Here is a 22,318-nt window from a genome sequence, read left to right as displayed (position 1 = left end):
AGGACGCTACGGATCCGCCGCGCCCCGCCCCAGGGTGCTGAGCCGTGGTCGATGGTGGTGCAAACCCCACCTCAGGACAGCAAGTGGTTGCGCAGACCGGCGCAGACCTGGGACACCAGGGGCTCGGTCCAGTCGGTGCCGTCGCCGCTGAAGTGGCCGGTGAGGGTGTTGTCGGTGGTGGGGCGGAGGCGGATGCCGAGGATGTCGGCCAGGCCGGTGTCTTTGGGCCCGGCCACGGCGGCGACCGAGGCGTGGATGGGGCCGAAGTCGTAACCGGACGGCCAGTTCTGGGGCACGTATTCGAAGAAGGGGGACCGGGGCGGCACGTCGGCTTCGAGGATGGGGAAGCGGGCGTAGCGGCTGCAGCCGACGACAGCTTCGCGTACGGCGGCGATGTCGCCGTCGCGGGGGATTGCGAGGACCGACGGCACGATGCATGGGCCGAGAACGCGCTGCCACTGCGGACGGTCGCGTTTGCTGAACAGGGTGGCGAAGACGAGGGTCTCACCAGCTCCGACGTACGGCGTCATTCCGGCGGCCAGTGCGGCGAGCAGGGTGACGAGCGGCGTACTGCGTTGTTGCAGGGTCCGCTGGTCGATGGCGGCTAGCTCGGTCGTGGTGAGGAGCTGTTCGCGGTAGGCGAATGGCTTGGCTGGTTGGACTGGTGGTTGCGGGCACGGCTTGGCGTCGGTGATGCGGGTCTGCCACCAGTCAGTCGCTGGACCGCGTTGGCGGTCGACTAGTGCGGCCTCGTTGAGCGTGTAGTCGGCGTACTGCGCGGCAGGCTGCGGTACGGCGGCACCTGTCAGCTGGGCGGAGTAGAGGGTCGCCAGCTCGTCCAAGGCGGTCCAGAGTGTCACCGGGTCGGCGACCATGTGGTGCAGGTGGAGTGCTAGCCGGTTTCCGGCCAACCGCAGCCGGACTGGTGCTGCGAGCGGTACCTCGGCGTGGGTCTCGACCGCATCCACCAGCTCCAGCTCGGCAGTTGGCGCGGAGTGGATCAGCTGGGTGTGGTCGACGATCTGGGTGCGCAGTACGTCGTGCCGGCGCTGAAGCTCGTCGAAGGCTGCTGCGAGGGCGCTGTGATCCAGTTCGCCGTCCAGCTCGAGTACGGCGTTCATGGTGAACCACGGTCCTCGGGCGAACCCCGGTCGCTTGTCGTCGAGATGCAGTGCGAACGTCTGCCACAGCGAGGTCTTCACAGCAGCTCCTCCGAGTAGTCAGACACCTCCGCCTTGAGCAGGGTCTCGTGGAGCTCTTGCAGTACGTCGACTGCGAAGTCCTTACGTGCCCAGTCCTCGAAGGAGATGCCGTAGCCGAGTGAGATCCACAGGTCGGCGTTGCGCTGTTCGTGGGCGCCGAAGGGTTCCAGGAGGACGAGTGGGGTTGCCGACCAGAGCGAGTCGAGCAGAGTGCCGCCGCCGGGCTTGCTCACGGTGGCCAAGGCCTGTCGGCACAGGTCGAACGAGCCATGGTGGCCAGTGCGCTGCTCGAACGCCTCACCGGCTAGTCCGAACGGCGGATAGCCGTCATCGAGCCAGGGATGCCAGTCCGGGTCGATCATGAAGTAGCGAACGCCGTCTGAGGTCAGGTCCTGCTTCTCGTAGGCGACCACGTCCAGGGCGAAACCCACGGCGCCTAGCTCGGCGGCGTACTCGCGGTAGGTGCCCATGCCCCAGCCACCGCCGTGTACCAGCAGCCGGTGGTCGCGGTCGGTCCAAGCGAGCGGTGCGTCGCGGCTGACCGGGATGCTGCAGGGAATCGTGCCTGCGTCCGCATCTGCGAGCTTGACGTGGCGGACTGGGTACGGCGGGGTGCCCACCTTCTGGAATGAGGGGGAGATGACGGAGTCCACATGGCAGATGTCTACGTCGACCCGACCGTGGTGTTCGAGGTAGTCGGTGAGGAGGGTGAGCCAGAAGCCGGAGAAGACGATGAACCGGGTCACTCCGTGGGACTGCCAGTCTTTGAAGAGCTTCTCGACAGCTGCAGGGTCTGCCGCGCGGGAGGCGTTGCCGGCGAGCTTCTGGCCGGCCATGGCGACTCGGAAGTCGCGGTGGAACGCTAGCTTGGACTGGGCTGTGGTTTCGAGGGTCTTGGCCGGCATGAGGCGTTCCAGGACCGAGACGGAGACTTGGCCGCCTTGTTCGCGGATGCGGTCGGCTAGCAGGAGACCTGGGACGTGGACTCCTAGCGCGACGCCGGAGGTGAGGATCTCGATCACAGCGCTGCCAGCTCTTTGGCGAGGTGCCGCTCTACCAGTTTGACCAGGCCTTCGTGGTCGGGGCCGGTGTAACCGCGCGGGGTGCCTTCAATGAGCATGATCAGGTAGAGGTAGACGCGGTAGAGCGACAGGCGTTCGCGGTTGATGTCGGCGCCGTACCCGGTGATGAGGTCAGTGTCCACGTCGCTGAAGAGGGTCAGCGAGACGAACTCCGCAACCGGGTCGCCCCAGAACGCACGCTCGCCGTCGATGAGGCCGCTGACGCGGCCGTCCTCGACCAGGATGTTGCCGTCCCAGAGGTCGAAGTGGATCAGCCTGGGGACTCGGACCGAGTCGAGCAGGGCGGTGCGGTCGGTGACGAGTTGGCGGGACACCTTGGGTGGGAGCGCGACGTCGTACCGGACGGCGTCGGCCAAGATGTCGTCGAACATGCCTAGGAACGCTTTGCTCCACGAGTCTTTGAGGCCGCGTTGCGGATAGCCGAAGCCGTCGGTGCCGGTGACTTCGTGGAGGGTGGAGACGATGCCGCCGAGTTCACGCCGGTACTGCGCTCGTTCGCCGGAGACGCTGTTGAGGGTGACGCCGGGGAGGGCGGTCATCAGCAGGAAGTCGGTTCCGGAGTGCACGACTTCGGGGACTGGTGCTTTGCCCTGTGCTGCTCGGTAGAAGATGGCCTCGGTCTGGATGAGGTCCTGCTCGTGCGTGAGCCCGGGGCCGGTTGGTGCGATCTTCAGCACGAGGTCACCGTCGGCATGGTTGAGCAGGTAGACGCTGTTGTAGGTGCCGTCGGCGAGCTCCGTGACCGCGGTGAGGGCCGCAGGGTTTCGGCCTGCATTGGTGAGCAAGGTGGTGACGTAGGCGGGGTCGAGAGGGCGCGGCGCGGGGCGGCGGCTCATGAGGTGGCCCTTCGGCGGGCGTCGTTGTAGATGGCGTCCATTAGTTCTATGCGGGGGATGGCTTCGGCCAGGTCTGAGGTGCCGTTGACGAAGTTGGTGAGTTGGCGTTCGTAGTAGGCGACGGGGGCGAAGCTGATGACTTCGCGGTTGCCGTTGGTGGGGGTGATGACCAGGTTGAGGGGGACAGCGCCTAGGACCGGGCGGAGGAAGTTGCGGAGTTTGACCGTGGCTTCCTCGAACTCGAAGAGGTGTTCGCTGAGGTGGTTGGGCCCGGTTTCGCAATGCAGGGTGGCGGTTGCGCCGTCGGGCCAGTGGAGGGAGGCGACGAAGGATCGGTCGACTCCGTTGGGGCCGTCGAACGCGGACTCGCCGGTTACCTCGACGGCGTCGGTTTCGGAATCGAGGCCGACGGTGGCTTGGATCGCTTGGAGCCAATAGCTGGCGCAGTCGTAGAAGATGCCGCCGCCGAGTTCGGGCTGATCGCGGTAGCCGCCGGGCACCGGTTCGGCGAACGTCATCCGCGTGCGGACGGAACGCAGTACGCCGTACCGGCTGTCGTCGATGAATGAGCGAACCACCTGCTGCCACTCGTGGTTGGCGGTCGCGACGGCTTCGGTCACCTGGACGGTGCCGTTGGCGGCGAACTCCAGCTCGGCGACCTGGTCGGCGGTGAGGCACAGCGGTTTCTCGACGATCACATGCTTGCCGGCGACGGCCGCGCGGACTGCCCAGCGGTGGTGTGCCGAGTTGTGCAGCGAGATATAGACGGCCTCGACAGCCGGGTCGGCGAGCAGGGCCGCGTAGTTCTCGTGCACGACCTCGATCCCGTGCTGATTGGCGAACTCCTTGGCCCGTACGGCGTCACTGGCGGCGACTGCCCGGACATGGGCGTTCGCGGTGGTGGCCGGTGCCAGCATGGTGCGGGCAGCGATCCCGGTGGCTCCGATCAGCCCGATCTCAAGCGGCATCGGTCATCCCTCGTGGTGTCAGGCCGGCGGCGTCGACCGCGGCCGTCAGGCGGTGTTGCCAGGAACCGAGCTCCTCGGTGTGGCAGAAGATCGCGAAGTAGACACGGCCACCGGGCGCGGCGAGGGTGCTGCCGTTCAGCACCAGTACGCCGGGCCGATCGCCGGTCGTGAGCAGACCGTCAAAGGCGGTCAGCACGTCGGTAATTCCCTTGCCTGGAGCAACATTCAGTTCGAGCTGCCACAGGTGGGCAGTCAGTTCGGTCCGCCGATCCAGATGCAGAGTGAGCAGACCGAGGGATTGCCGGGCGTTGATCTCGAGGACCGGTACGACGGTTCCGTCGGCGAGCAGCATCGCATCGACGCCGACCGGTCCCCAGTACCCCGCCTTCGCGAGTGCATCGGTGACACCGGCCAGCGATTCGGCGTACCAGCCCTCGTCCACCAGGGCCGGCGGCGGTCGGTGCGAGCCGAGATGGCGGAAGCCCTTGTTGGTCATCTGCTGCAGGCCGAGGAACTCCGCCGTACCGTCGCGATGCAGTTGGAAGTGGCCCGAGAAGTCATGCAGTTTGGGCAGCTTCTCCTGGACGAGCAGCTCGACCCGGCGGTCCTGTTTGCGCAGTACACGCTCGACCGCGCGCAGCACGCCGGGCGTGGAAATCTGGAGCAGCGCACGACCGGAAACGCCGTACGGGTCCTTCACCAAGGCTCGGAAGTCGAGCTCGGTGACGGCGGTGACGAGTTCCTCCGGTGAGCGGACGACGCGGCCCGCGCCGGGGAGGCCGAGCTCGATCACCAGGTCGTTGGACCAGGTCTTGGAGTTGACCAGGGCAACGACCTCGCTCGACGGCAGGCTCGCGCCGACCAGGCGGGCGGTATCCGGCAGGACGGCGTACGGCGCAACGTCGGCGCCGTGCACGAGCTCCGGATCGATGAACCGCTCGACCGGGCCGGGATCGGGGTCGGCCACTGACAGACTCCGCACCGAATGACCGGCCAGGACGTCCGGGTGGATCGGATACCGAGTGATCAGCAGGTCGTCCGGCGCGCAGAAGCCCAGCAGCAGCTCGTCCATCGCGCCGACGGCCGGATCGCCACCGCCGACCGACGGCAGCTCGGCCAGGTCAGGCGGCCGCCACCAGGTCTCGGCGTCGAAGGTCCCGAAGCGGACTGTCATTGCACGGGAGTCGCCAGCCGCTCCACGAAGGTGCTGAACTGCCGCACCGATCGCAGATCGTCAAGCTGCAGGTTGGGGTAGTCGAGCTCGAGGTCGAACTCGTCCTCGATCGCCAGCAGGAACGTGATCGTCTGCAGCGAGTCCAGACCGTACTCCTCGACCAGGTCGGCGCCGGAGCCGATCTCCTCGGCGGTCGTGCCGTTGTCGAGCACCTTGGCGAGCACCAGCTTCACGCGGTCTTCGATGGTCACCTCAGACTCCGTTCAGGTAGAGAAGGATGCACTTCGAGCAGACCGGCATCATTCCGTTCTCGGACATGATCCGGCGGACCTCACGGAACGACTGGCTCTGCCAGAGGTCGTTGACCGACTGGTCGTAGAGGTTGCCGACGACGAACTCCGGGAAGAACTTGCAGGAGCTCACTGCGCCGTCGGCGTGCACCTCCATCCGGTTCGAGACGGCGAGGCACTTGCTGCGGTGCTGCGCCGGGCGCGACGTACCGAGGATGAAGTCGGTGACCTCGTCGTCCTCGAGCTGCGGCTGGTAGCGCAGCCGCACGTTCCAGGCGCGGGACGCCAGACGGGCCATCGACTCGCGCAGCGCGGGCAGCTCTTCTTCCGGCAGCTGGTACGTGTACGAGTGCCAGGTGGGCTTCTTGGTACCGGTGTTCGGCTGCAGCCAGGCGAACGACTGCTCGTAGAGCCGGTCCATTGCCTCAGCCACAGACGGGCTGATGTACCACGGGAACTGGAAGTACACCGTGTTGACGCCCAGCTCCTCGGCCCACTCCATGAACTCGTACATCTTGTGCACGGTGACGTGGGAGACCATGCAGGACAGCGAAAGCTCGCCGTCCCACTTTCCCTCGCGTTTGAGGTCCAGCATCATCTGGATGTTCTCCATGGTCCGCTTGAACGTGCCGCGGCCACGCAGTGCCTCGTGGTCCTCGCCCAGACCGTCCAGGCTGACCAGGAGGTTGAGGTTCTCACCGATCCGGAGCAGGTCGTCGACCTTGCGCTTGAACAGCAGTCCGTTGGTGCACATGTTCACGGTCCGCGGGTACTGCTCCAGCAGCTTCGCCACCTCGTCGAACTTCGTGTGCATCAACGGTTCGCCGCCCCACAGGAACAGCTTGGACCGTACGTCGGCCGTCGTACGGAGCACGTCCTCGATGACGGACAGGTCCAGCTCGGTGCGCTGACGCTCGGAGCTGAAGTCGCGGAAGAACCCCTGCTCGTTCCACTGGTAGCAGTGGGTGCAGCGCAGGTTGCAGCGGTAGGTCAGTTGCAGACTGACCTCCTGCGGCAGCGGAGCGGCGTACTCGGGGTCGGTCAGCAGGTTCTTGCGAGCCTTGGACCGGATCGAGACGGTGTGCAGGATGTCGGCGAACTCTTTGGTGTTCAGGGTGCGGGTCGTGGTGGGGCGCATCAGACCTCCCGTGGTTCGGTGGCAACGAGTAGGGCACTGCTTCCGGCGATCACACCTCCCGTCGCCAGGACGAGGACGAGACCGGTCGCGGCCCCGAGGTGAGAGCTCAGTACGCCGCCGGCGAAGCCGCCGGTGAGCGCCCCGAGCGGAACGGTCGACGAGGTGAGCGTGCGGGCGGTTGCGTGCACTGTGCTCTGCAGTGCGGCCGGAGTGACCTGCTGACGGACGCTGGTCGTCACGACGTTCCACACCGGCAGCCAACCGCCCGCGAGTACGCGGATCAGCACCAGGGCGATCGCAGGTGTTGTCACGAGGCAGAGTGGAATCGCCAACCAGCACAGGGCTTCCATACTCGTCAGCACTAGCACTCGGCGGGTACCGAGCTTGCTGGCGAGACGGTTGGCCACGAAAGCGCCGAGTAGGCCGCCGACCGAGCCTGCGGCGATCAGCAGGCCGCCAGCGAGGCTGGAGAGCCCGAGAACGCGGTACGCGAACAGGAGCAGTACGGCGTCGACCATGCCGGAGCCAAAGCTTCGAACCGCGGCTGCTCCGACCTGTCGACGCAGTACCGGGTGGTGTCGCACGAACGCGAAGCCGGTCCGGATCCGTTGCAGGAAAGGCTCCGTGGCGGGTTCGACCGGCTGCTCGACCGCAGTGATCCGGGTCCGGCCGTACGCCGAGGCGAGGAACGGCAACGCGCTCAGGAACAGACCAACCGTCGTACCGGTGGTGCGCAGGAGCAGACCGGCCAGTGCGGGACCGACGAGCTTGGAGGCGCTGTCCGAGCTCTGCAGCTTGGCGTTGACTCCGACTAGCTGGTCTGCCGAGACGAGTGCGGGCAGGTAGGACTGGCTGGCGACGTCGACGAACACCATCGCGATACCCGCGACCGCGACCACCACGAAGAGCTGGCCCATCCCGGCTCCACCGAGCGCTGCGGCCAACGGGATCGTCGCGAACGCGGCGAACCGGATGACCTCGCCGGTGATCATCACGCGGCGGCGCGGCACGTGGGGGAGGGCAGCTCCGGCCACCAGCCCGAACGCGGGGTAGGCGAACCAGCCCAGCGCGGACAGTACGCCGACCTCGGCGCTGGACGCGTTCAGCGTCAGGATCGCGATACTGGGAACGGCGAAACCGGTCAGCCGGTCACCGACGAAGCTCGCCGTCTGGCTGCTCCAGTACCACGCCAGATCAGCATCCGGCCGTGTCTGTGTGATCGTTCGTCCGCGCACCCGTCGACTCCCCAGCGGTCGGTTGGCTGTCTCCGGCCGAGCTCGCCTTTCTTCAGGTCCTGAATGAAGTGCTCGGACAACTTAACCGGGTAGGTCGCGCGACTCAAGACCTCCTTCATGAATTCGTCGCTGCGCGGGGCAAGTGGGACGGACTCTCAGTTTTGGGAGGTCTGATGACTTGAGCAGACTCGACTCAGCTAGCGCAGAATCGCGCGGAGTCCGGCGGTGTAGGTCTCGGGGGACACGTCGCCGATGATCAGGCGCTGCAGGATAAAGCCGGGCACGAAGCCGAACAGGACCTGGGCGACGTGCTCGGGGTCGACTCCTGCGTCGATGGTGCCGTCGGACTGGGCGCGACGGGCGACCTCGGTGAAGCGGGTGCGCAGCATCCGGTACTTGCCGCCGGCAATCTCCATCACGACCGGGTTGCGCAGCGCCTCGGCCCAGGCCTGCACCCCGATCCGGGTGACGTCGCCGCCGGGCCGGTCGGCGATCTCGGCGATGTGATTCAGGACGCGCTCGAGCACCATCGCCGGATGCACCGGCCCATCGGTGACCAGGACCTTCTCGAACAGCTCGTCGACGGCGCTGAGGGCCTCCTCGGCGATCGCCGCGACGATCTCTTCCTTGCTCTTGAAGTAGCCGTAGACGGCGCCGGCGGACAGCTCGGAGGCCGCGATCACGTCGGCCATCGTCGTCTTGTGGAAACCCTGCTCGAGAACGCAGGACCGCGCGGCCGCCACGATCTGGGCGCGGCGGGCGATGCGATGTTCCTCGGTCACCTTCGGCATACCGCGAAACTTAAAACGAATGTCCGTTCTTGACAAGCGAGCCATCCTGCGCCAGGCTCGGAATCAATAAAGAACGGTCATTCGGTTTTAGTTCGAGAAGGAGTCCCGCTCATGACTGCTGAGGCGCCGGCCGAGCACCGCCAGCCGCCCCTGGTTGCCATCGTTCTGCTGCTCACCGCCGTGCTCACCGTGCTGCTGATCGCGTTCGCGTGGCCGGCTGCCCGGTCCGCGCCGCGCGACGTACCGATCGCAGTGGCCGGTCCGAGCCAGGCCATCGGTCAGGTCCAGGCCGGGCTGGAGCAGGCGATGCCGGGCGGGTTCGAGATCACCCAGGTGGCCGACCGGGCCGCCGCTGCGCAGAAGATCGAGGACCGCGAGGTGTACGGCGCGATCGTGCTCGACCCGGCGCAGCCCGAGGTGCTGACCGCCTCGGCCGGTGGGCCGGTGGTCGCCCAGCTACTCGCTCAGTTGGCCACTCGGTTGTCGCCGGAACACCCGGCCAAGGTGACCGACGTCGTACCGCTCCCCACCGATGACCCGCGAGGTGCTGGTCTGGCTGCCGGTGCGCTTCCGCTGGTGATCGGCGGCATCATGACCGCGGCCGTGCTGACCATGCGGGTGTCGGGCGGCAGCCGCCGGATGATCGGGGCCGTCGGCCTGGCCATCACGGGCGGGCTCGCACTGACCGCCGTACTGCAGTTCTGGCTCGGATCCTTCGAAGGTAACTACCTCGCGAACTCCAGCGTGATCGCGCTATCGATCGCCGCGATCAGTCTGACGCTGCTCGGACTGGAATGGCTCTTCGGACTGGCCGGTCTCGGAGTCGGGGCCGCGGTGATGATGCTGCTCGGCAATCCGCTGTCCGGACTGACGAGTGCGCCGGAGATGCTGCCCGATGGGTGGGGCACGCTCGGTCAGCTGCTACCACCGGGAGCCGCCGGTACGGCGTTGCGCTCCGTGAGCTTCTTCGACGGCGCAGGCTCCGGTACGGCGTTCGTCGTACTGGGCGCGTGGCTCGCCCTCGGCCTGGCGCTCTGTGGTCTGGGCGCGATGCGGTCGCAACGTTTCGTCCATGGTCGTCACGAGGCTTCGCCCGTTACCGTCTGAACGATGTTTCGGCGCGGTGACCTGATTGTTATGACAAGGTCACCGCGTTACCGCTTGGCAGCTCGGACAACGTTGTCTGTCACCCATTGACTTCACGGCCGTCAGCCTCCTAAGTTCGCCAAAAGCCCCCTCTGTTTGGGTCGTGGTACCGGGATGACAACGATTGCCCGAAGGTGGACCTGATGGTGACAAGAAAGCGTTTCAAGGCGGCCGGTGCACTGGTCGCATCCGCGCTGCTGCTGGCGGTGTCGGCCTGTAGTCAGGGGTCGACCACCAAGCAGCCGGAATCCGGTGGTCAGAGCAGTGGCCCGGCGAACATCAAGATCGCCTACCAGCAATGGGGCCCGGGCACGACCATGAAGACCTTCCTGGCCGGAGTGAAGACCGAGTACGAGGCGGCCAACCCCGGTTCGACGGTCGAGATCCTCCCCATCGTGGCGAGTGAGAACGACTACTACACCAAGCTGCAGCTGATGATGCGGTCGCCGAACACCGCACCGGATGTCGTCTACGAAGACACCTTCCTGATCAACTCGGACATCACGGCGGGCTACCTGCGGCCGCTCGACGAGTACATCTCGAAGTGGGACCAGTGGAGCCAGTTCGAGGACACCGCCAAGGGCGCGGCGAAGGCGCTGGACGGCAAGACGTACGGCGTACCGGACGGCACCGACACGCGTGCGCTCTGGTACAACAAGCAGATCTTCGCCAAGGCCGGGTTGCCGGCCGACTGGCAGCCGAAGACGTGGGACGACGTACTGAGTGCGGCCCGGACGATCAAGGCCAAGGTGCCCGGTGTCACCCCGCTGAACGTCTACTCCGGCAAGCCGATGGGTGAGGCCTCGGCCATGCAGGGCTTCGAGATGCTCCTGTACGGCACGAAGGACACCCTCTACAACAATGACCAGCAGAAGTGGGTCGTTGGCAGCAAGGGCTTCAAGGACTCGCTGAACTTCATCAAGACCGTCTTCACCGAGGGCATCGGCCCGTCGCCGAAGCAGGCGCTGGACCCGAACATGGGCAGCAAGGTCGGTACCGAACTGCTCCCTGAGGGCAAGCTCGGGATCGCGCTCGACGGCTCCTGGATCTACGGCAACTGGCAGAAGACCGGCGCCAAGCCGTGGCCGCAGTGGACCGAGGTGATGGGCCAGACCGCGATGCCGACCCAGGACGGTGGCGGTAAGGGCAAGGTCAGCCTCTCCGGTGGCTGGACCTGGGCGATCCCGGCCAAGTCGAAGAACCCCGACGCGGCCTGGAACCTGATCAAGACCCTGCAGACCCAGAAGAACGCGGCCAAGTACGCGACCGACGGCGCACAGATCGCCGTACGGAAGGATGTCGCCGCGGACGAGGGCTACAAGAGCTCGTCGAAGAGCACGCAGTTCTTCACCGACCTGGTGTCGGTCACGGTCTACCGGCCGGCGTACGCGGAGTACCCGAAGGTCTCGAACGAGATCATCACCGCGATGGAGGCGGTGATGACCGGGCAGTCCTCGGTGGACGAAGCCGCGAAGAACTACGACGAAGCGGTCGAAGGCATTGTCGGTAAGGACAAGACGACCTCCGGTCAGTAGCCCCTCGGCGAAGGAATCTCCCCTGTGACGACGACTGTCGCCCCGACTCCCGCTGCGCCCAAGCCTGGGCGCAGCGGGAAACCGCGGGCCGCGAACCTGATCAAGATGCTGCCGCTCTCGCCGGCCATCGGACTGATGCTGGTGTTCCTGGCCGGCCCCATCCTGTACTGCATCTACGCCGCGTTCACGAACATGGCGCTCACCGGTACCGGTGCGGCGAACGTGACGTTCGTCGGATTGGACAACTTCCGCAAGGCGTTCGGTAGTGGTGCGTTCAGTAACGCGATCTGGCTGACTCTGGTGTTCACGTTGATCTCCGCGATCATCGGGCAGAACACGCTCGGGCTCGGCCTGTCGTTGCTGATGCGCAAGGGCAACAAGGTGGTCCGGAACTTCGTCGGTACGGCGGTCATCGGTGCGTGGGTGCTGCCCGAGGTGGTGGCGGCGTACCTGCTGTCGGCGTTCTTCAACGACGAGGGCACGCTGAACGTGATGCTGCACGCGGTCGGCCTGCCCGGCCAGGACTGGTTGTACGCGGCACCGATCATCGCGGTCTCGCTGGCCAACATCTGGCGCGGTACGGCGTTCTCGATGCTGGTGTATTCCGCGGCGCTCAGCGAGATCCCCAAGGAGATCGAGGAGTCGGCCGAGATGGACGGCGCCGGCGGCTGGCGGCGACTCATCTTCGTGACGCTGCCGATGATCAGCCGGGCCATCCTCACCAACCTGATGCTGATCACGCTGCAGACGCTGAGCGTGTTCGGTCTGATCTACGCGATGACCCGCGGTGGTCCCGGGACCAAGTCCCAGACGCTGCCGCTGTACATGTACGAGCAGGCGTTCAGCTTCTCCCAGATCGGCTACGGGACCGCGATCGCCCTGGTGATGCTGGCGATCGGCGCAGTCTTCTCGCTGATCTACCTGCGTGGACTCAACTCGGAGGCAGCGTGATTGCGCGGGACCGGCTCAGCAAGCTGACCTCGAACTTGGTGCTGCTGGCGATCGGCATCTTGTTCGTGCTCCCCTTGCTGTGGGTGCTGTTCGCCTCGATCAACCGGACGGCGGGACTGCGGGTCGAGTTCCCGACGAGCCCGACGTTGGGGAACTTCAAGGCGGTGCTGAACACCGATACGACGTACCGGCCGGTGCTCAACGGCATCGTGCTGTGCGGCGGGTCGGCGTTGCTCACCATGGTGTGTGCGGTGCTGGCGGCGTACCCGCTGTCGCGGTTCAAGTCGCGCTTCAACCGGCCGTTCTTGTTGACGGTGTTGTTCTGTACTGGGTTGCCGATCACCGCGGTGATGGTGCCGGTGTACGGGTTGTTCGTTCAGCTGAACCTGGTGGACACGCTGGGTGGGACGATCATGTTCATGGCGACGAGCTCGTTGCCGTTCGCGATCTGGCTGACGAAGACGTTCATGGACGGCGTACCGATCTCGCTGGAAGAGGCGGCGTGGGTTGACGGCGCGAGCAACATGCGAGCCCTGAAAAGCATCGTGCTCCCACTGATGTGGCCGGGAATCGCCGTGGTGCTGATCTTCACCTTCATCGGCATGTGGGGAAACTTCTTCGTCCCCTTCATGCTGTTGCTCTCGCCCGAACGCCTCCCCGCCTCAGTCAGCATCTTCACCTTCTTCGGCCAATACGGCGAACCCAACTACGGCCAGCTGGCGGCCTACTCCCTCATCTACACCATGCCTGTCCTCCTGCTGTACCTCCTCCTCAGCAAGAAACTAGGCGGCGCCTTCGCCCTCGGCGGCGCCATCAAGGGCTAGGTCACACATCAGCCGCCGCGCACGGACACCGCTGCGCGGCGGCTCTTCCTTTGCCGCCTTCGGCGAGTGCGAAGCGTGGTGGGGATGGAAGGCGATTCGCGCCGAGCATGGGGATGAGTGGTGGGGAGTGGCGGCGCAAGGGGTTCTTCCCCGTGGCGGGCGCAGTCGCCTCCGGTAGTGTGCGGCGGCCGGCGATCTTCCGACGGACAGGACGTATATGTCTGCTGGGTGGAGTCTCCAGGCTCAGTGGGGGCGGGTTTGGGGCTGGATCGGCGTATACGTCCTGTCGTTGGGCGACTCGCCGGGGTGATTGCGGGGGGCAAGTAGCCGTCCTAGGGTGCGGGGGAGGAGGCTTGATGAAGGGGATTGTGCTCGCCGGTGGGTCGGGGACGCGGTTGTATCCGATGGCTCGAGGGATCTCGAAGCACCTGATGCCGATCTATGACAAGCCGATGATCTATTACCCGCTCTCCACGTTGATGAGTGCGGGGATCAGCGAGATCCTCATCATCACCACGCCGGAGGACAACGCGAGTTTTGTTCGTCTGCTGGGGGATGGGGCGCAATTCGGGTGCACCTTTAGTTATGCGGTGCAGGCTCGGCCCAACGGAATTGCCGAGGCGTTTCTGGTGGGGGAGGAGTTCATCGGGGACGATGGGGTGGCGCTGATTCTTGGCGACAACCTGTTCTACGGCGACCGGTTGACGGCCGGTGGGGATCCGGAGGGTGGGGTGGTTTTCGCTTATACGGTGGCGGATCCGCGGCGGTACGGGGTGGTGGAGTTCGATGCGGATCGGCGGGCGGTGGGGATCGAGGAGAAGCCGAGTGAGCCGCGGTCGAACTTCGCGGTGGTCGGGTTGTACTTCTACGACAACGACGTGGTGGAGATCGCGCGTTCGTTGCAGCCGAGTGCTCGGGGCGAGCTCGAGATCACCGATGTGAATCGGGAGTACCTGCGGCGCGGCAAACTGCACGTGCATCAGCTGGATCGCGGGTCGGTGTGGCTGGATACCGGGACGATCGAATCCTTGGCGGATGCTTCCGACTTCGTGCGGGTGCTGGAGAATCGCACCGGGCTGAAGGTCGGTTGTGTCGAGGAAGCCGCTTGGCGGCAGGGGTTCATCAGTGACGACGACCTTCGGTTGCTCGCCGAACCACTGCGCAATTCCGGGTACGGCGAATACCTGCTGGCGTTGCTGAAACAGCCGCAGAACAACCTGGTGCGATAGATGGACCGGATGCTGGTGACCGGGGGAGCCGGGTTCATCGGCGCCAACTTCGTGCAGAGCGCCATCTCGACGTACGGGCGCATCACTGTGCTGGACGCCCTCACGTACGCCGGGGATGTCCGCAACCTGGCGCCGGTGGCCGATCACGTCGAGTTCGTCGAAGGCGATATCGCCGACCCCTCGGTCGTGGATCGGCTCGTCGGGCAGGCGGATGTGGTCGTCCACTTCGCAGCCGAGTCGCATGTCGACAACTCGCTCGGTGATCCGGCGCCGTTCGTCCGGACGAACGTGGTCGGCACGTTCAACCTCCTCGAGGCAGTACGCCGGTACGACGTCCGCCTGCACCACATCTCGACCGACGAGGTGTTCGGCGCGCTGCCGCTCGACACCGGCACGCGGTTCACCGAGGAAACGCGGTACGACCCGTCGTCGCCGTACTCGGCCACCAAGGCGAGCTCTGATCACCTGGTCCGGGCGTGGACCCGTTCGTACGGGATCGCCGCCACGATCTCCAATTGCGCCAACAACTACGGCCCGTACCAGCATGTCGAGAAGCTCATCCCGCGGCACATCACCAGCGTGCTCACGGGAATCCGTCCGAAGGTTTACGGCGCCGGCGCGAACGTCCGCGAGTGGACCCACGTCGACGATCACAATGCCGCCGTACAGAAGATCCTGGCCAACGGCCGGCTCGGCGACACCTACCTGATCGGCTCCGGTCAGGAGCGTTCCAACAAACAGGTCACCGAGACGATCCTCCGCCTCCTCGGCCAACCCTCCGACGCCTACGACCTGGTCCCCGACCGCCCCGGCCACGACCTCCGCTACGCCACCGACTCCACCAAACTCCGCACCGAGCTCGGCTGGACCCCGCAGTACCAGGACTTCGAAGCAGGCCTAGCCCAAACCATCACCTGGTACCGCGACCACGAACCCTGGTGGCAAGCCGCGAAAATCGCCACCGAAGCCCGCTACGCCGACACCCCCGCCCGTCCACCCGACCCCGTTTGATGGGTGCACCCACCAAACGGGAGGTTCCCCCACCGGATTCCCGGGTGGGAACCCCACACTTGGTGGGTTCACCCACCAAATGCGTTGTGGCGGTGGCCCGGTTTCGGTACGGCGGTTAGGTGAGGTCCTCGTAGGTTTCTTGCCAGAACTCGAGTTTCTCGGCGAAGGTTTCGTCGACCTGGGGGTCGGGGGTGCCTTCGGCGAAGGCTTCGAGGGCGGTGGGGATGAGGGGAGCCGCTTCGGGGGCCTGGGTGAGGATGACGGCCAGGCGGACGGTGAAGGTGACCAGGCGGGTGAGTTTCGCGTGGTCGATGGGGATTTCGCGCGCCAGCGGGTCGGGGTGGCGTTCCTGGGACTTGAGTTGGTCGCGGATCGCCTTGAGGGTGCGAGCGGCTTCCTTGTGCTCGGAGCGGCCGGGCGTCGCGGAGACGGCGTCGGTGGGGAGGCCCAGCAGTTCGGCCAGGTCGGTGGACGGCGGTTCGGTCGGGGTGCTCTTGCCGAACAGGCCTGGCTTGATCGACTGGAGGTGCGTGTCGATCTGGTCGACGAGCTCGGTGAGCCCCTTGAGCAGGTCGGGGACGAAGTTGTCAGCCGTCTTGCGGCGGTTGGTGGTGAGCGCCGTGGTGCGTTCGTAGTCGGCTTCGACCGTTGCGCGCAGCGCGTCCGGCCACTCGTCGAGACCGCTCAGGCCGACGTGCTGAGGCGCGGACGGGTTCAGATCGCCCGCCGACAACGGCTTGGCGCCGGAACGGGCGGCGTCGATCTCTTGTTCGAGCTTCTTCTGCGGACCCGGCACGATTGAACTCACGCGGTCAGCTTAGTGTCCTGCTCCAGTCGCCGCAGGTTCCAGATCGACGGTACGACGAGGGTTGCGATGGTGATCAGGAGGTAGAGCGTCACGCCGTACAGCTCGACGGCCTTGATCGAGATGGCGGCGGCGACGTAGCCGACGGTCAGCTGACCGACGGGGTTCGCGATGAACGAGCCGAGCATGTCGTACGACGAGACCCGCGACAGCTTGTCGAGGGGGACGTGCTGACCGAGTGCGGTCTCCCAGCCGATCCCGAAGATCTCGAACCCGAGGCCCATCACGAACGCGGCGACGGCGACGGCGATCGCGTTCGGGTACAGGGCGAGGCAGAGCATGATCGGCGCCGCGAGCAACATTCCCGCCATCCCGGCCCGGAGGGGGTAACGCGGTTTGAGGCGGAGCATCAGCAGGCCGCCGATCACCAGGCCGGCGCCGAAACAGGCGCTCACCGCGCCCCAGCCGGCGCGGCCGAACGTGCGGTCGGCGATGACCGGGCCGAGGGTTTGGTAGCAGGCGGTGAACAGGACGTTGAGCAGACCGAACGCCAGTACGACGACCCACACCCATTGCCGGGAGGCGAATTCGCTCCAGCCTTCGCGGAGGTCGGTGATCATCGAGGAGACTCGCCGTACGACGGGTGGCAGTTTCAGCCGGGAGATCAGAGCCGCGGCGAGGAGGAAGGTCACGGCATCGACGGCCAGTCCGATTCCCGGGCCGGTCAGCCCGACGATGACACCGGCCACCGCGCCGCCGCCGATCATCGCCGACGACCGGGCGAAGCCGGAGATCGCGGTGGCCTGCGGGAGGTCGCCCTTGCTGACGATCGACGGGAGTATGCCGGTCATCGCCGGCATCACGAACGCGGACGCGGCGCCGTTGACCGCCTCGATCGCGGCCAGTTGCCAGATCGTCGCATGACCGGACAGCACCAGTACGGCGGCGAGCGCCTGGGTGAGCCCGCTGACCGTGTTGGCCACCAGGATGACGAGCCGGCGTGACAGCCGGTCCGAGATCACGCCGCCGACCAGCAGGAAGACGATGTTCGGGATGCTCCGAGCCGCGAGCACGAGGCCGACCGAGCTCGGTGACGGCGACACGTCCAGTACGGCGAACACGAGTGCGACCGGCGCGATCGTCGACCCGAGGATCGACACGAACCGGGATGTGACGAACAGGCGGACATCCCGGTGCCGCAGTACGGCGAGATCCTGCCGCCAGCTCATTGCTCTCCCTCGCTCGTCCCGGACCCCGGCGATCCTACGGGCGGATCGGCTGATCGGCCGACGGATTTAGCGGACCGCTAACACTGTCCAACTCGTCTGGCGGCGGGTTGCAGAGGCGGCGCTGAGCGTGAAGTGGGTGGCGCGGACGAGGTTGGTGAGTGGGGGCGGTCCGCTTCACGGGTTGAGGAAGGCGAGGACGGCGAGGACTCGGCGGTGGTCGTCGGACTGGGGTGGGAGGTCGAGTTTGGTGAGGATGCTGGTGATGTGACTCTCGATGGTTTTCGGGGTGAGCGTCAGTTGGCGGCAGATGGCTTGGTTGGAACGGCCTTGGGCCATCAGCTCGAGGACCTGGCGTTCGCGGTCGGACAGGACGGCGAGGCGATTGCGGGTGGTTTGGCGGCCGAGGAGATGGCTGACGACGTCGGGGTCGAGGACGGTACCGCCGGTGGAGACGCGGGTGATGGTGTCGACGAGGGTGGCGACGTCGACCACTCGGTCCTTGAGCAGGTACCCGAAGCCGCGCGGTGAGCGCCGGGCCAGGTCGGCGGCGTACTGGCTCTCGAGGGACTGGGAGAGCAGCAGGATGCCGAGGGCGGGGTCGCGTTCGCGCAGGCGGGTGGCGGCGCGGGCGCCTTCGTGGGTGTACGTCGGGGGCATGCGGATGTCGATCACGGCGACGTCGGGGGAGTGTTCGGCGACGGCTTGTTCGAGGGTTTCAGCGTCGCCGGTGAGGGCGCAGACCTCGATTCCGGCCTCGGCGAGTAGCCGCGCCAGACCCTCGCGGAGGAGGACGGAGTCGTCGGCGATCACGACTCGCATGGCAGCTCCCCGGTCACTCGGGTGCCGCCGCCCGGGCGGTCCTCGATGGTGAGGCGGCCGCCGGCGGCTTCGGCGCGGTCCGCTATGCCGCGTAGCCCGGTGCCTGTTGGGTCTGCGCCGCCGCGTCCGTCGTCCTCGATCTGTACGACGACGCTGTCGCCGTCGACGGCGACCGATACCGCGAGCCGGGTGGCGTCGGCGTGTTTGACGGCGTTGGTCAGCGCCTCGCAGATGATGAACCAGGCGGTCGCTTCGACGGCCGGGGTGAACCGGCGGTCGGTGATGGTGGTTGCTACTGGCAACGGTAGGCGGCCGGTGAGTTCGTCGACTGCTGGGGCTAGGCCGTTGTCGCCGACGGGGTAGAGGCCGTTCGCGAGGGCGCGTAGTTCGGCTACGGAGCCTTGGAGTTCGGCGATCGCGTCGTCGATCGCTGCGGGGAGGGCGGTGCCGTTGAGTTGGGCGGCGCGGAGGTTGAGTGCGAGGGCGAGTAGGCGTTGCTGGGCGCCGTCGTGCAGGTCGCGCTCGATCCGGCGGCGTTCGGTGAGTTGAGCGGTCGCGATCCGGGCGCGGGATTCGCGGACCTCAACGAGTTGCAGGCTGATCGCTGCGCGGAGGCCGGCGTTCTCGAGTTCGGAGAGGGCCTCGGTCGCGGCCGCACGGGCGATCTCGGGGTCGGTGCCTGGGCTGATGGTGATCCGAGCGACATCACGGTCAGACCGCCGAACCACGATGGAGGTGGGCTGGAGGGTGCCAGCGAGCGAGGTGGTGGTGGGAGAGGGGACGAGTGAAGGGGGAGGTGCTTGGGCGGGGGTGGTGGGCGAGGGTGGTGTGGGGCTGGTGGCGATGGGTTGGCCTGTGTGGGTTACCCATTGGGCTCGGTTGGGGATCCAGTAGGCGATGTGGAGGGTGGGGTCGTGGAGGGCGTTTTGGAGGACGGCTTCTACTGGTTGGGTGTTGGGGGTGTGGATGTAGGCGCGGACTATGGCTAGGGCGTCGTAGCGGCGGCGGTTGAAGCGGCGGTCTACCGCCTCTTGAAAGGCTCGGTAGAGGGGGCCCGCCAGGGCTACTGCGGCCAGGGTGGCGGCGATCGCGGGGATCTGGGAGGTACTGCGGCTGCCGGCTAGGCGGCCGGCGGTGAAGGCTACGGCGGCGAAGGTGAAGCCGAGGATGCCTGAGACGAGCAGGTAGGTGACAGCGCGGCTGAGGATGCGTTCGACGTCGTACAGGTGGTACTGCGCGATCGCCAGACCGGCTGCGATCGGGATCAGCACGATGAAACCGCTGGTGGCGATCGACAGCAGCACCGGGTGGTCATCCGAGGCGTAGAAGGCAACCACGACAAAGGCGGGCAGCGGTACGACGGCCACGGCCAGCCACAGCAGTTGTCGCCGTACCACCGCGTCGGCACGCCGGAAGCGCACGAGCAGCGAGAAGCCGGCGGCTACGAGCCCGACTGCAGTCAGTACGCCGGCCACGGTGCGCAGCGGTTGCAGATCGACCAGTGCGGTGACGAACCACGCCGTACCGACGCCGATCGTCGCAGGGAGGACCCAGCGCCACAGTGGTTGCCCGGTCGGCGTCAGATGCAGGATCGCGGCCAGCAGGACGAACCATGCGATGAACGTGACCTCAGCTAGCGGGTGCGCGTACGCCTCGAACAGCCCGGTCAGCGCGAAACTGCCGCCAAGTGCGAGAAACAGCCACCCAACCGGATGCCCCGGCCGGTGAAACGCCAGTACGGCGCCGACCGCCGTCGCACTGCCCAGTGCGACCAGGAACGGCAGATCGTCCAGCCCGAACAGGCGTGAGTCGGGCAGGTCGACCACGACCGCAGCCGCGACCACCGCAGCCACGAGCGTGCATGCGGTGGTCGCGAGCAAGCGACTCCGGAGTACCCCCACACGCCGATGGTGACACCGAAACCAGTCCAGGTCTTCGGGGCAGACCCTGAGCCGAAGTCCCGGGACCGCTCCGAAGCGCCAGGACGCCGTACGGCGGGAGAGTCGACGTACCTAATCAGGGGAGGAACTCATGAAGCTCTTCGTCACCTTGCTCAGTGCGCCGCTCGTCGCCGTGATCGCGCGGGCGCTGATGACACCGCAGTACCAGGACAAAGCCGACCAGCTCGACACCACGCGCTACCTGAACGCACTCGCGGACGCCAGTGCCCGCAACGACCTCGGCGCCCTGCTCGCCACAGCCAGCGCAGTCCTGTACGTCGCCACTGCGCTCAGCCTGGCCAGAATCGCGCGGAACCGCCTCGGAACCGTTGGTGCCGCACTGAGCGTGGTCGGCGCGTTCGGGATCTTCGCGGTGGCGGTGTTCGCCATGGTGGCCGGTCGGCTCGCCCAGGAGAGTGATCGGGCGGCAGCCGCCGCACTGCTCGAGCGGCTCAACAATGCGCCCGTTTTCGCGTCCTTCGTGCTCGCACTGCTGATCGGCGCGATCGGATCGGTCCTGCTGGGGATCGGGCTGTTCCGCAGCCGCAGGGTCCCGCGGGCGGCCGCACTGGTCGCAGGTATCGGTGGAGCCGGCCTGATGCTGACCGCGCCCGGACCGCTGGTGTCCTTCGTTGTCGGCGCTGCGATCCTCGCGCTGATCGGGCTGCTCTGGGTCGCGCTCGGGGCAACCCAGGAAACCGAACAGAGCGAGTCCGTTGCCGTCGGCACCTTGTGAAGACCTTCACAACACGGGGTGACATCGTCGTCACCCCGTGTTTCTGAGATGAGACCTGCCGCGTCAGTGGTCTTTTCGCTACCTTGGGGTATTGGTCCCCCCTCGATCTGCAGGAGGCTCCGTGAAGATCAACGACGTACTGCGCGGCAAGGGGCACAAGGTTGTCACCATCCCGCCGCAAGCCACCGTCACCGAACTCCTTGCCCTGCTGGCCGAACACAACATCGGCGCGGTGGTGGTGAGTGCTGACGGGTCATCGGTGGCCGGCATCGTCTCCGAGCGCGATGTGGTCCGCCTGCTGAACGGGACGCCGGAGGCCGGCGAGGTCCGGGTCAGCGCGATCATGACCGCCGAGGTCCACACCTGTACGCCGGACGACCTGATCGACAACCTGATGCGCTTGATGACCGACCGCCGGATCCGGCACGTCCCGGTCGTCGTGGACGGGGCACTGACCGGGCTGGTCAGCATCGGTGACGTGGTCAAGTCGCGGATCGGTGAGCTGGAGTTCGAGAAGGAACAGCTGTCCAACTACATCTCCAGTTAATACCGGTCAGGCCGTTATTCCGGACAGGTTCGGTCCGTGGGGCTTACAGTCCGATCATGAGTCAGACACCACCCCCGGCCGGGCCTCCCGGCGGCCAGCCGCCCTACCCCGGTCCGCAGCAGCCGGGACCACCGCAGTACGGGGGCCAACCGCCGTACGGGCAGCAAGCGCCGTACGGGCAGCAAGCGCCGTACGGGCAGCAGCCGTCGCCGTACGGCATGCCGCCGATCCAGGGCAACCCGTATCAGCAGGGGCCGCCGCAGGGCACCAACGGGCTGGCGATCGCGTCGCTGATCCTCGGCATCGTCAGCATGGTGCTGTTCAGCGTCATCCTGGGCATCATCGCGCTGCGCCAGATCAAGGAGCGCAACCAGAACGGCCGCGGCCTCGCGATCGCCGGTATCGCGATCTCGGGCGCCTGGGTGCTGCTGTTCGGCATCGGGATCGCGGTCGCGCTGACGACCGACAGCGAGCCGGACCGGGACGCCTCGGGGCAGGTGACCACGACGACGAACGTGCAGCCGACCAAGCTGAAGGTGGGCGACTGCGTCGAGAGCCTCCAGGAGGCCACGGAGGTCCGGGGCCTGAAGCTGGTGCCGTGCAGCGGTCCGAACGGCGGTGAGGTCTACGCGATCTTCCAGTTGCCGGCCGGGAAGTGGCCGGGGCTGACTGCCGTGCAGACCGCGGCCGAGACGGGCTGCAGCAGCCGCTGGGACGCCCTGAAGCGGAACGAGACCAAGCCGTCGGACATCTTCTACCTGCACCCCATCGAGAGCGGCTGGCGGCTCGGTGACCGCGGGACTACCTGTCTGGTCGTACCGAGCAAGTAA

22 protein-coding genes are annotated in these 22,318 nt (G+C 66.6%); 9 read left to right on the top strand and 13 right to left on the bottom strand.

All coding sequences use genetic code 11. From position 1 onward, the window contains the following. Positions 1 to 71 precede the first annotated feature (71 nt). The 9 genes from ACFTSF_RS36660 to ACFTSF_RS36620 all read right to left on the bottom strand — a co-directional run bounded on the left by ACFTSF_RS36660 (position 72) and on the right by ACFTSF_RS36620 (position 8,716). Complete coding sequence (locus ACFTSF_RS36660; protein WP_380159621.1) at positions 72 to 1,202, bottom strand: condensation domain-containing protein; 1,131 nt, start codon at positions 1,200 to 1,202, stop codon at positions 72 to 74. After that, positions 1,199 to 2,224, bottom strand: coding sequence for a hypothetical protein (locus ACFTSF_RS36655; protein WP_380159619.1), 1,026 nt, complete (start codon positions 2,222 to 2,224; stop codon positions 1,199 to 1,201). Before ACFTSF_RS36655 ends, ACFTSF_RS36660 begins: the two co-directional genes overlap by 4 nt. Continuing rightward, positions 2,221 to 3,120: a phosphotransferase family protein gene (locus tag ACFTSF_RS36650; protein ID WP_380159617.1), complete on the bottom strand. Its 900-nt coding sequence runs from the start codon at positions 3,118 to 3,120 to the stop codon at positions 2,221 to 2,223. Before ACFTSF_RS36650 ends, ACFTSF_RS36655 begins: the two co-directional genes overlap by 4 nt. Then, entirely contained in the window at positions 3,117 to 4,088 is a 972-nt protein-coding gene (locus ACFTSF_RS36645) for a Gfo/Idh/MocA family oxidoreductase (RefSeq protein ID WP_380159615.1), read from the bottom strand. The genes ACFTSF_RS36650 and ACFTSF_RS36645 overlap by 4 nt, the downstream gene beginning before the upstream one ends. Then, complete coding sequence (locus ACFTSF_RS36640; protein WP_380159613.1) at positions 4,078 to 5,262, bottom strand: hypothetical protein; 1,185 nt, start codon at positions 5,260 to 5,262, stop codon at positions 4,078 to 4,080. Before ACFTSF_RS36640 ends, ACFTSF_RS36645 begins: the two co-directional genes overlap by 11 nt. Further along, complete coding sequence (locus ACFTSF_RS36635; RefSeq protein WP_344144043.1) at positions 5,259 to 5,513, bottom strand: acyl carrier protein; 255 nt, start codon at positions 5,511 to 5,513, stop codon at positions 5,259 to 5,261. The genes ACFTSF_RS36640 and ACFTSF_RS36635 overlap by 4 nt, the downstream gene beginning before the upstream one ends. A 1-nt stretch (position 5,514) precedes the next feature. Next, positions 5,515 to 6,690 carry a radical SAM protein gene (locus ACFTSF_RS36630; protein WP_380159611.1) on the bottom strand — a complete coding sequence of 392 codons (1,176 nt, stop codon included), beginning with the start codon at positions 6,688 to 6,690 and terminating at the stop codon, positions 5,515 to 5,517. Beyond that, the gene (locus ACFTSF_RS36625; protein WP_380159609.1) at positions 6,690 to 7,925 is read right to left on the bottom strand and encodes an MFS transporter; all 1,236 of its coding nucleotides are present in this window, start codon (positions 7,923 to 7,925) and stop codon (positions 6,690 to 6,692) included. The genes ACFTSF_RS36630 and ACFTSF_RS36625 overlap by 1 nt, the downstream gene beginning before the upstream one ends. A 197-nt stretch (positions 7,926 to 8,122) precedes the next feature. Beyond that, complete coding sequence (locus ACFTSF_RS36620; protein WP_380159607.1) at positions 8,123 to 8,716, bottom strand: TetR/AcrR family transcriptional regulator; 594 nt, start codon at positions 8,714 to 8,716, stop codon at positions 8,123 to 8,125. Between the two features lie 111 nt (positions 8,717 to 8,827). Here ACFTSF_RS36620 and ACFTSF_RS36615 point away from each other — a divergent pair, with 111 nt between their 5' ends. The 6 genes from ACFTSF_RS36615 to rfbB all read left to right on the top strand — a co-directional run bounded on the left by ACFTSF_RS36615 (position 8,828) and on the right by rfbB (position 15,412). After that, positions 8,828 to 9,823 (top strand): hypothetical protein, encoded by a 996-nt coding sequence (locus ACFTSF_RS36615; protein WP_380159605.1) that lies wholly within the window; start codon positions 8,828 to 8,830, stop codon positions 9,821 to 9,823. Positions 9,824 to 10,005: 182 nt separating this feature from the next. Then, positions 10,006 to 11,397, top strand: a complete 1,392-nt coding sequence (locus ACFTSF_RS36610; protein WP_344144055.1) for an extracellular solute-binding protein — start codon at positions 10,006 to 10,008, stop codon at positions 11,395 to 11,397. 24 nt (positions 11,398 to 11,421) lie between these two features. Continuing rightward, complete coding sequence (locus ACFTSF_RS36605; RefSeq protein WP_344144057.1) at positions 11,422 to 12,348, top strand: sugar ABC transporter permease; 927 nt, start codon at positions 11,422 to 11,424, stop codon at positions 12,346 to 12,348. Continuing rightward, positions 12,345 to 13,172: a carbohydrate ABC transporter permease gene (locus ACFTSF_RS36600; RefSeq protein WP_344144058.1), complete on the top strand. Its 828-nt coding sequence runs from the start codon at positions 12,345 to 12,347 to the stop codon at positions 13,170 to 13,172. Before ACFTSF_RS36605 ends, ACFTSF_RS36600 begins: the two co-directional genes overlap by 4 nt. A 356-nt stretch (positions 13,173 to 13,528) precedes the next feature. Continuing rightward, positions 13,529 to 14,401, top strand: a complete 873-nt coding sequence (gene rfbA, locus ACFTSF_RS36595) for a glucose-1-phosphate thymidylyltransferase RfbA (protein ID WP_380159602.1) — start codon at positions 13,529 to 13,531, stop codon at positions 14,399 to 14,401. Further along, positions 14,402 to 15,412 (top strand): dTDP-glucose 4,6-dehydratase, encoded by a 1,011-nt coding sequence (rfbB, locus tag ACFTSF_RS36590; RefSeq protein ID WP_380159600.1) that lies wholly within the window; start codon positions 14,402 to 14,404, stop codon positions 15,410 to 15,412. A 115-nt stretch (positions 15,413 to 15,527) separates the two neighbouring features. Here rfbB and ACFTSF_RS36585 read toward each other — a convergent pair whose 3' ends face one another. The 4 genes from ACFTSF_RS36585 to ACFTSF_RS36570 form a co-directional block, all read right to left on the bottom strand. Continuing rightward, the gene (locus ACFTSF_RS36585) at positions 15,528 to 16,220 is read right to left on the bottom strand and encodes a hypothetical protein (RefSeq protein ID WP_380159598.1); all 693 of its coding nucleotides are present in this window, start codon (positions 16,218 to 16,220) and stop codon (positions 15,528 to 15,530) included. Then, the gene (locus ACFTSF_RS36580; RefSeq protein ID WP_380159596.1) at positions 16,217 to 17,446 is read right to left on the bottom strand and encodes an MFS transporter; all 1,230 of its coding nucleotides are present in this window, start codon (positions 17,444 to 17,446) and stop codon (positions 16,217 to 16,219) included. Before ACFTSF_RS36580 ends, ACFTSF_RS36585 begins: the two co-directional genes overlap by 4 nt. A 174-nt stretch (positions 17,447 to 17,620) precedes the next feature. Continuing rightward, complete coding sequence (locus ACFTSF_RS36575) at positions 17,621 to 18,265, bottom strand: response regulator transcription factor (RefSeq protein WP_380159594.1); 645 nt, start codon at positions 18,263 to 18,265, stop codon at positions 17,621 to 17,623. Next, complete coding sequence (locus ACFTSF_RS36570) at positions 18,253 to 20,166, bottom strand: ATP-binding protein (protein WP_380159592.1); 1,914 nt, start codon at positions 20,164 to 20,166, stop codon at positions 18,253 to 18,255. Before ACFTSF_RS36570 ends, ACFTSF_RS36575 begins: the two co-directional genes overlap by 13 nt. Before the next feature lie 130 nt (positions 20,167 to 20,296). Here ACFTSF_RS36570 and ACFTSF_RS36565 point away from each other — a divergent pair, with 130 nt between their 5' ends. The 3 genes from ACFTSF_RS36565 (at position 20,297) to ACFTSF_RS36555 (ending at position 22,318) form a co-directional block, all read left to right on the top strand. Further along, positions 20,297 to 20,941: a DUF4386 family protein gene (locus ACFTSF_RS36565; RefSeq protein WP_380159590.1), complete on the top strand. Its 645-nt coding sequence runs from the start codon at positions 20,297 to 20,299 to the stop codon at positions 20,939 to 20,941. A gap of 121 nt (positions 20,942 to 21,062) precedes the next feature. Then, the gene (locus tag ACFTSF_RS36560; RefSeq protein WP_344144070.1) at positions 21,063 to 21,488 is read left to right on the top strand and encodes a CBS domain-containing protein; all 426 of its coding nucleotides are present in this window, start codon (positions 21,063 to 21,065) and stop codon (positions 21,486 to 21,488) included. 56 nt (positions 21,489 to 21,544) lie between these two features. Then, positions 21,545 to 22,318 carry a DUF4190 domain-containing protein gene (locus tag ACFTSF_RS36555; protein ID WP_380159588.1) on the top strand — a complete coding sequence of 258 codons (774 nt, stop codon included), beginning with the start codon at positions 21,545 to 21,547 and terminating at the stop codon, positions 22,316 to 22,318.

This window comes from Kribbella sp. NPDC056951 (assembly GCF_042674205.1).
GTDB classification, from domain to species: domain Bacteria; phylum Actinomycetota; class Actinomycetes; order Propionibacteriales; family Kribbellaceae; genus Kribbella; species Kribbella yunnanensis.
Note: the sequence above shows the minus strand (reverse complement) of the source record. Positions and strands in the feature narration are given on the sequence as shown.

Excerpts from the sequence above, each read along its gene's own strand:
- ACFTSF_RS36650 (WP_380159617.1), bottom strand. The coding sequence starts at position 3,120 with ATGAGCCGCCGCCCCGCGCCGCGCCCTCTCGACCCCGCCTACGTCACC.
- ACFTSF_RS36645 (WP_380159615.1), bottom strand. The coding sequence starts at position 4,088 with ATGCCGCTTGAGATCGGGCTGATCGGAGCCACCGGGATCGCTGCCCGC.
- ACFTSF_RS36640 (WP_380159613.1), bottom strand. The coding sequence starts at position 5,262 with ATGACAGTCCGCTTCGGGACCTTCGACGCCGAGACCTGGTGGCGGCCG.
- ACFTSF_RS36630 (WP_380159611.1), bottom strand. The coding sequence starts at position 6,690 with ATGCGCCCCACCACGACCCGCACCCTGAACACCAAAGAGTTCGCCGAC.
- ACFTSF_RS36620 (WP_380159607.1), bottom strand. The coding sequence starts at position 8,716 with ATGCCGAAGGTGACCGAGGAACATCGCATCGCCCGCCGCGCCCAGATC.
- ACFTSF_RS36615 (WP_380159605.1), top strand. The coding sequence starts at position 8,828 with ATGACTGCTGAGGCGCCGGCCGAGCACCGCCAGCCGCCCCTGGTTGCC.
- ACFTSF_RS36610 (WP_344144055.1), top strand. The coding sequence starts at position 10,006 with ATGGTGACAAGAAAGCGTTTCAAGGCGGCCGGTGCACTGGTCGCATCC.
- rfbA (WP_380159602.1), top strand. The coding sequence starts at position 13,529 with ATGAAGGGGATTGTGCTCGCCGGTGGGTCGGGGACGCGGTTGTATCCG.
- rfbB (WP_380159600.1), top strand. The coding sequence starts at position 14,402 with ATGGACCGGATGCTGGTGACCGGGGGAGCCGGGTTCATCGGCGCCAAC.
- ACFTSF_RS36580 (WP_380159596.1), bottom strand. The coding sequence starts at position 17,446 with ATGAGCTGGCGGCAGGATCTCGCCGTACTGCGGCACCGGGATGTCCGC.
- ACFTSF_RS36575 (WP_380159594.1), bottom strand. The coding sequence starts at position 18,265 with ATGCGAGTCGTGATCGCCGACGACTCCGTCCTCCTCCGCGAGGGTCTG.
- ACFTSF_RS36565 (WP_380159590.1), top strand. The coding sequence starts at position 20,297 with ATGAAGCTCTTCGTCACCTTGCTCAGTGCGCCGCTCGTCGCCGTGATC.
- ACFTSF_RS36555 (WP_380159588.1), top strand. The coding sequence starts at position 21,545 with ATGAGTCAGACACCACCCCCGGCCGGGCCTCCCGGCGGCCAGCCGCCC.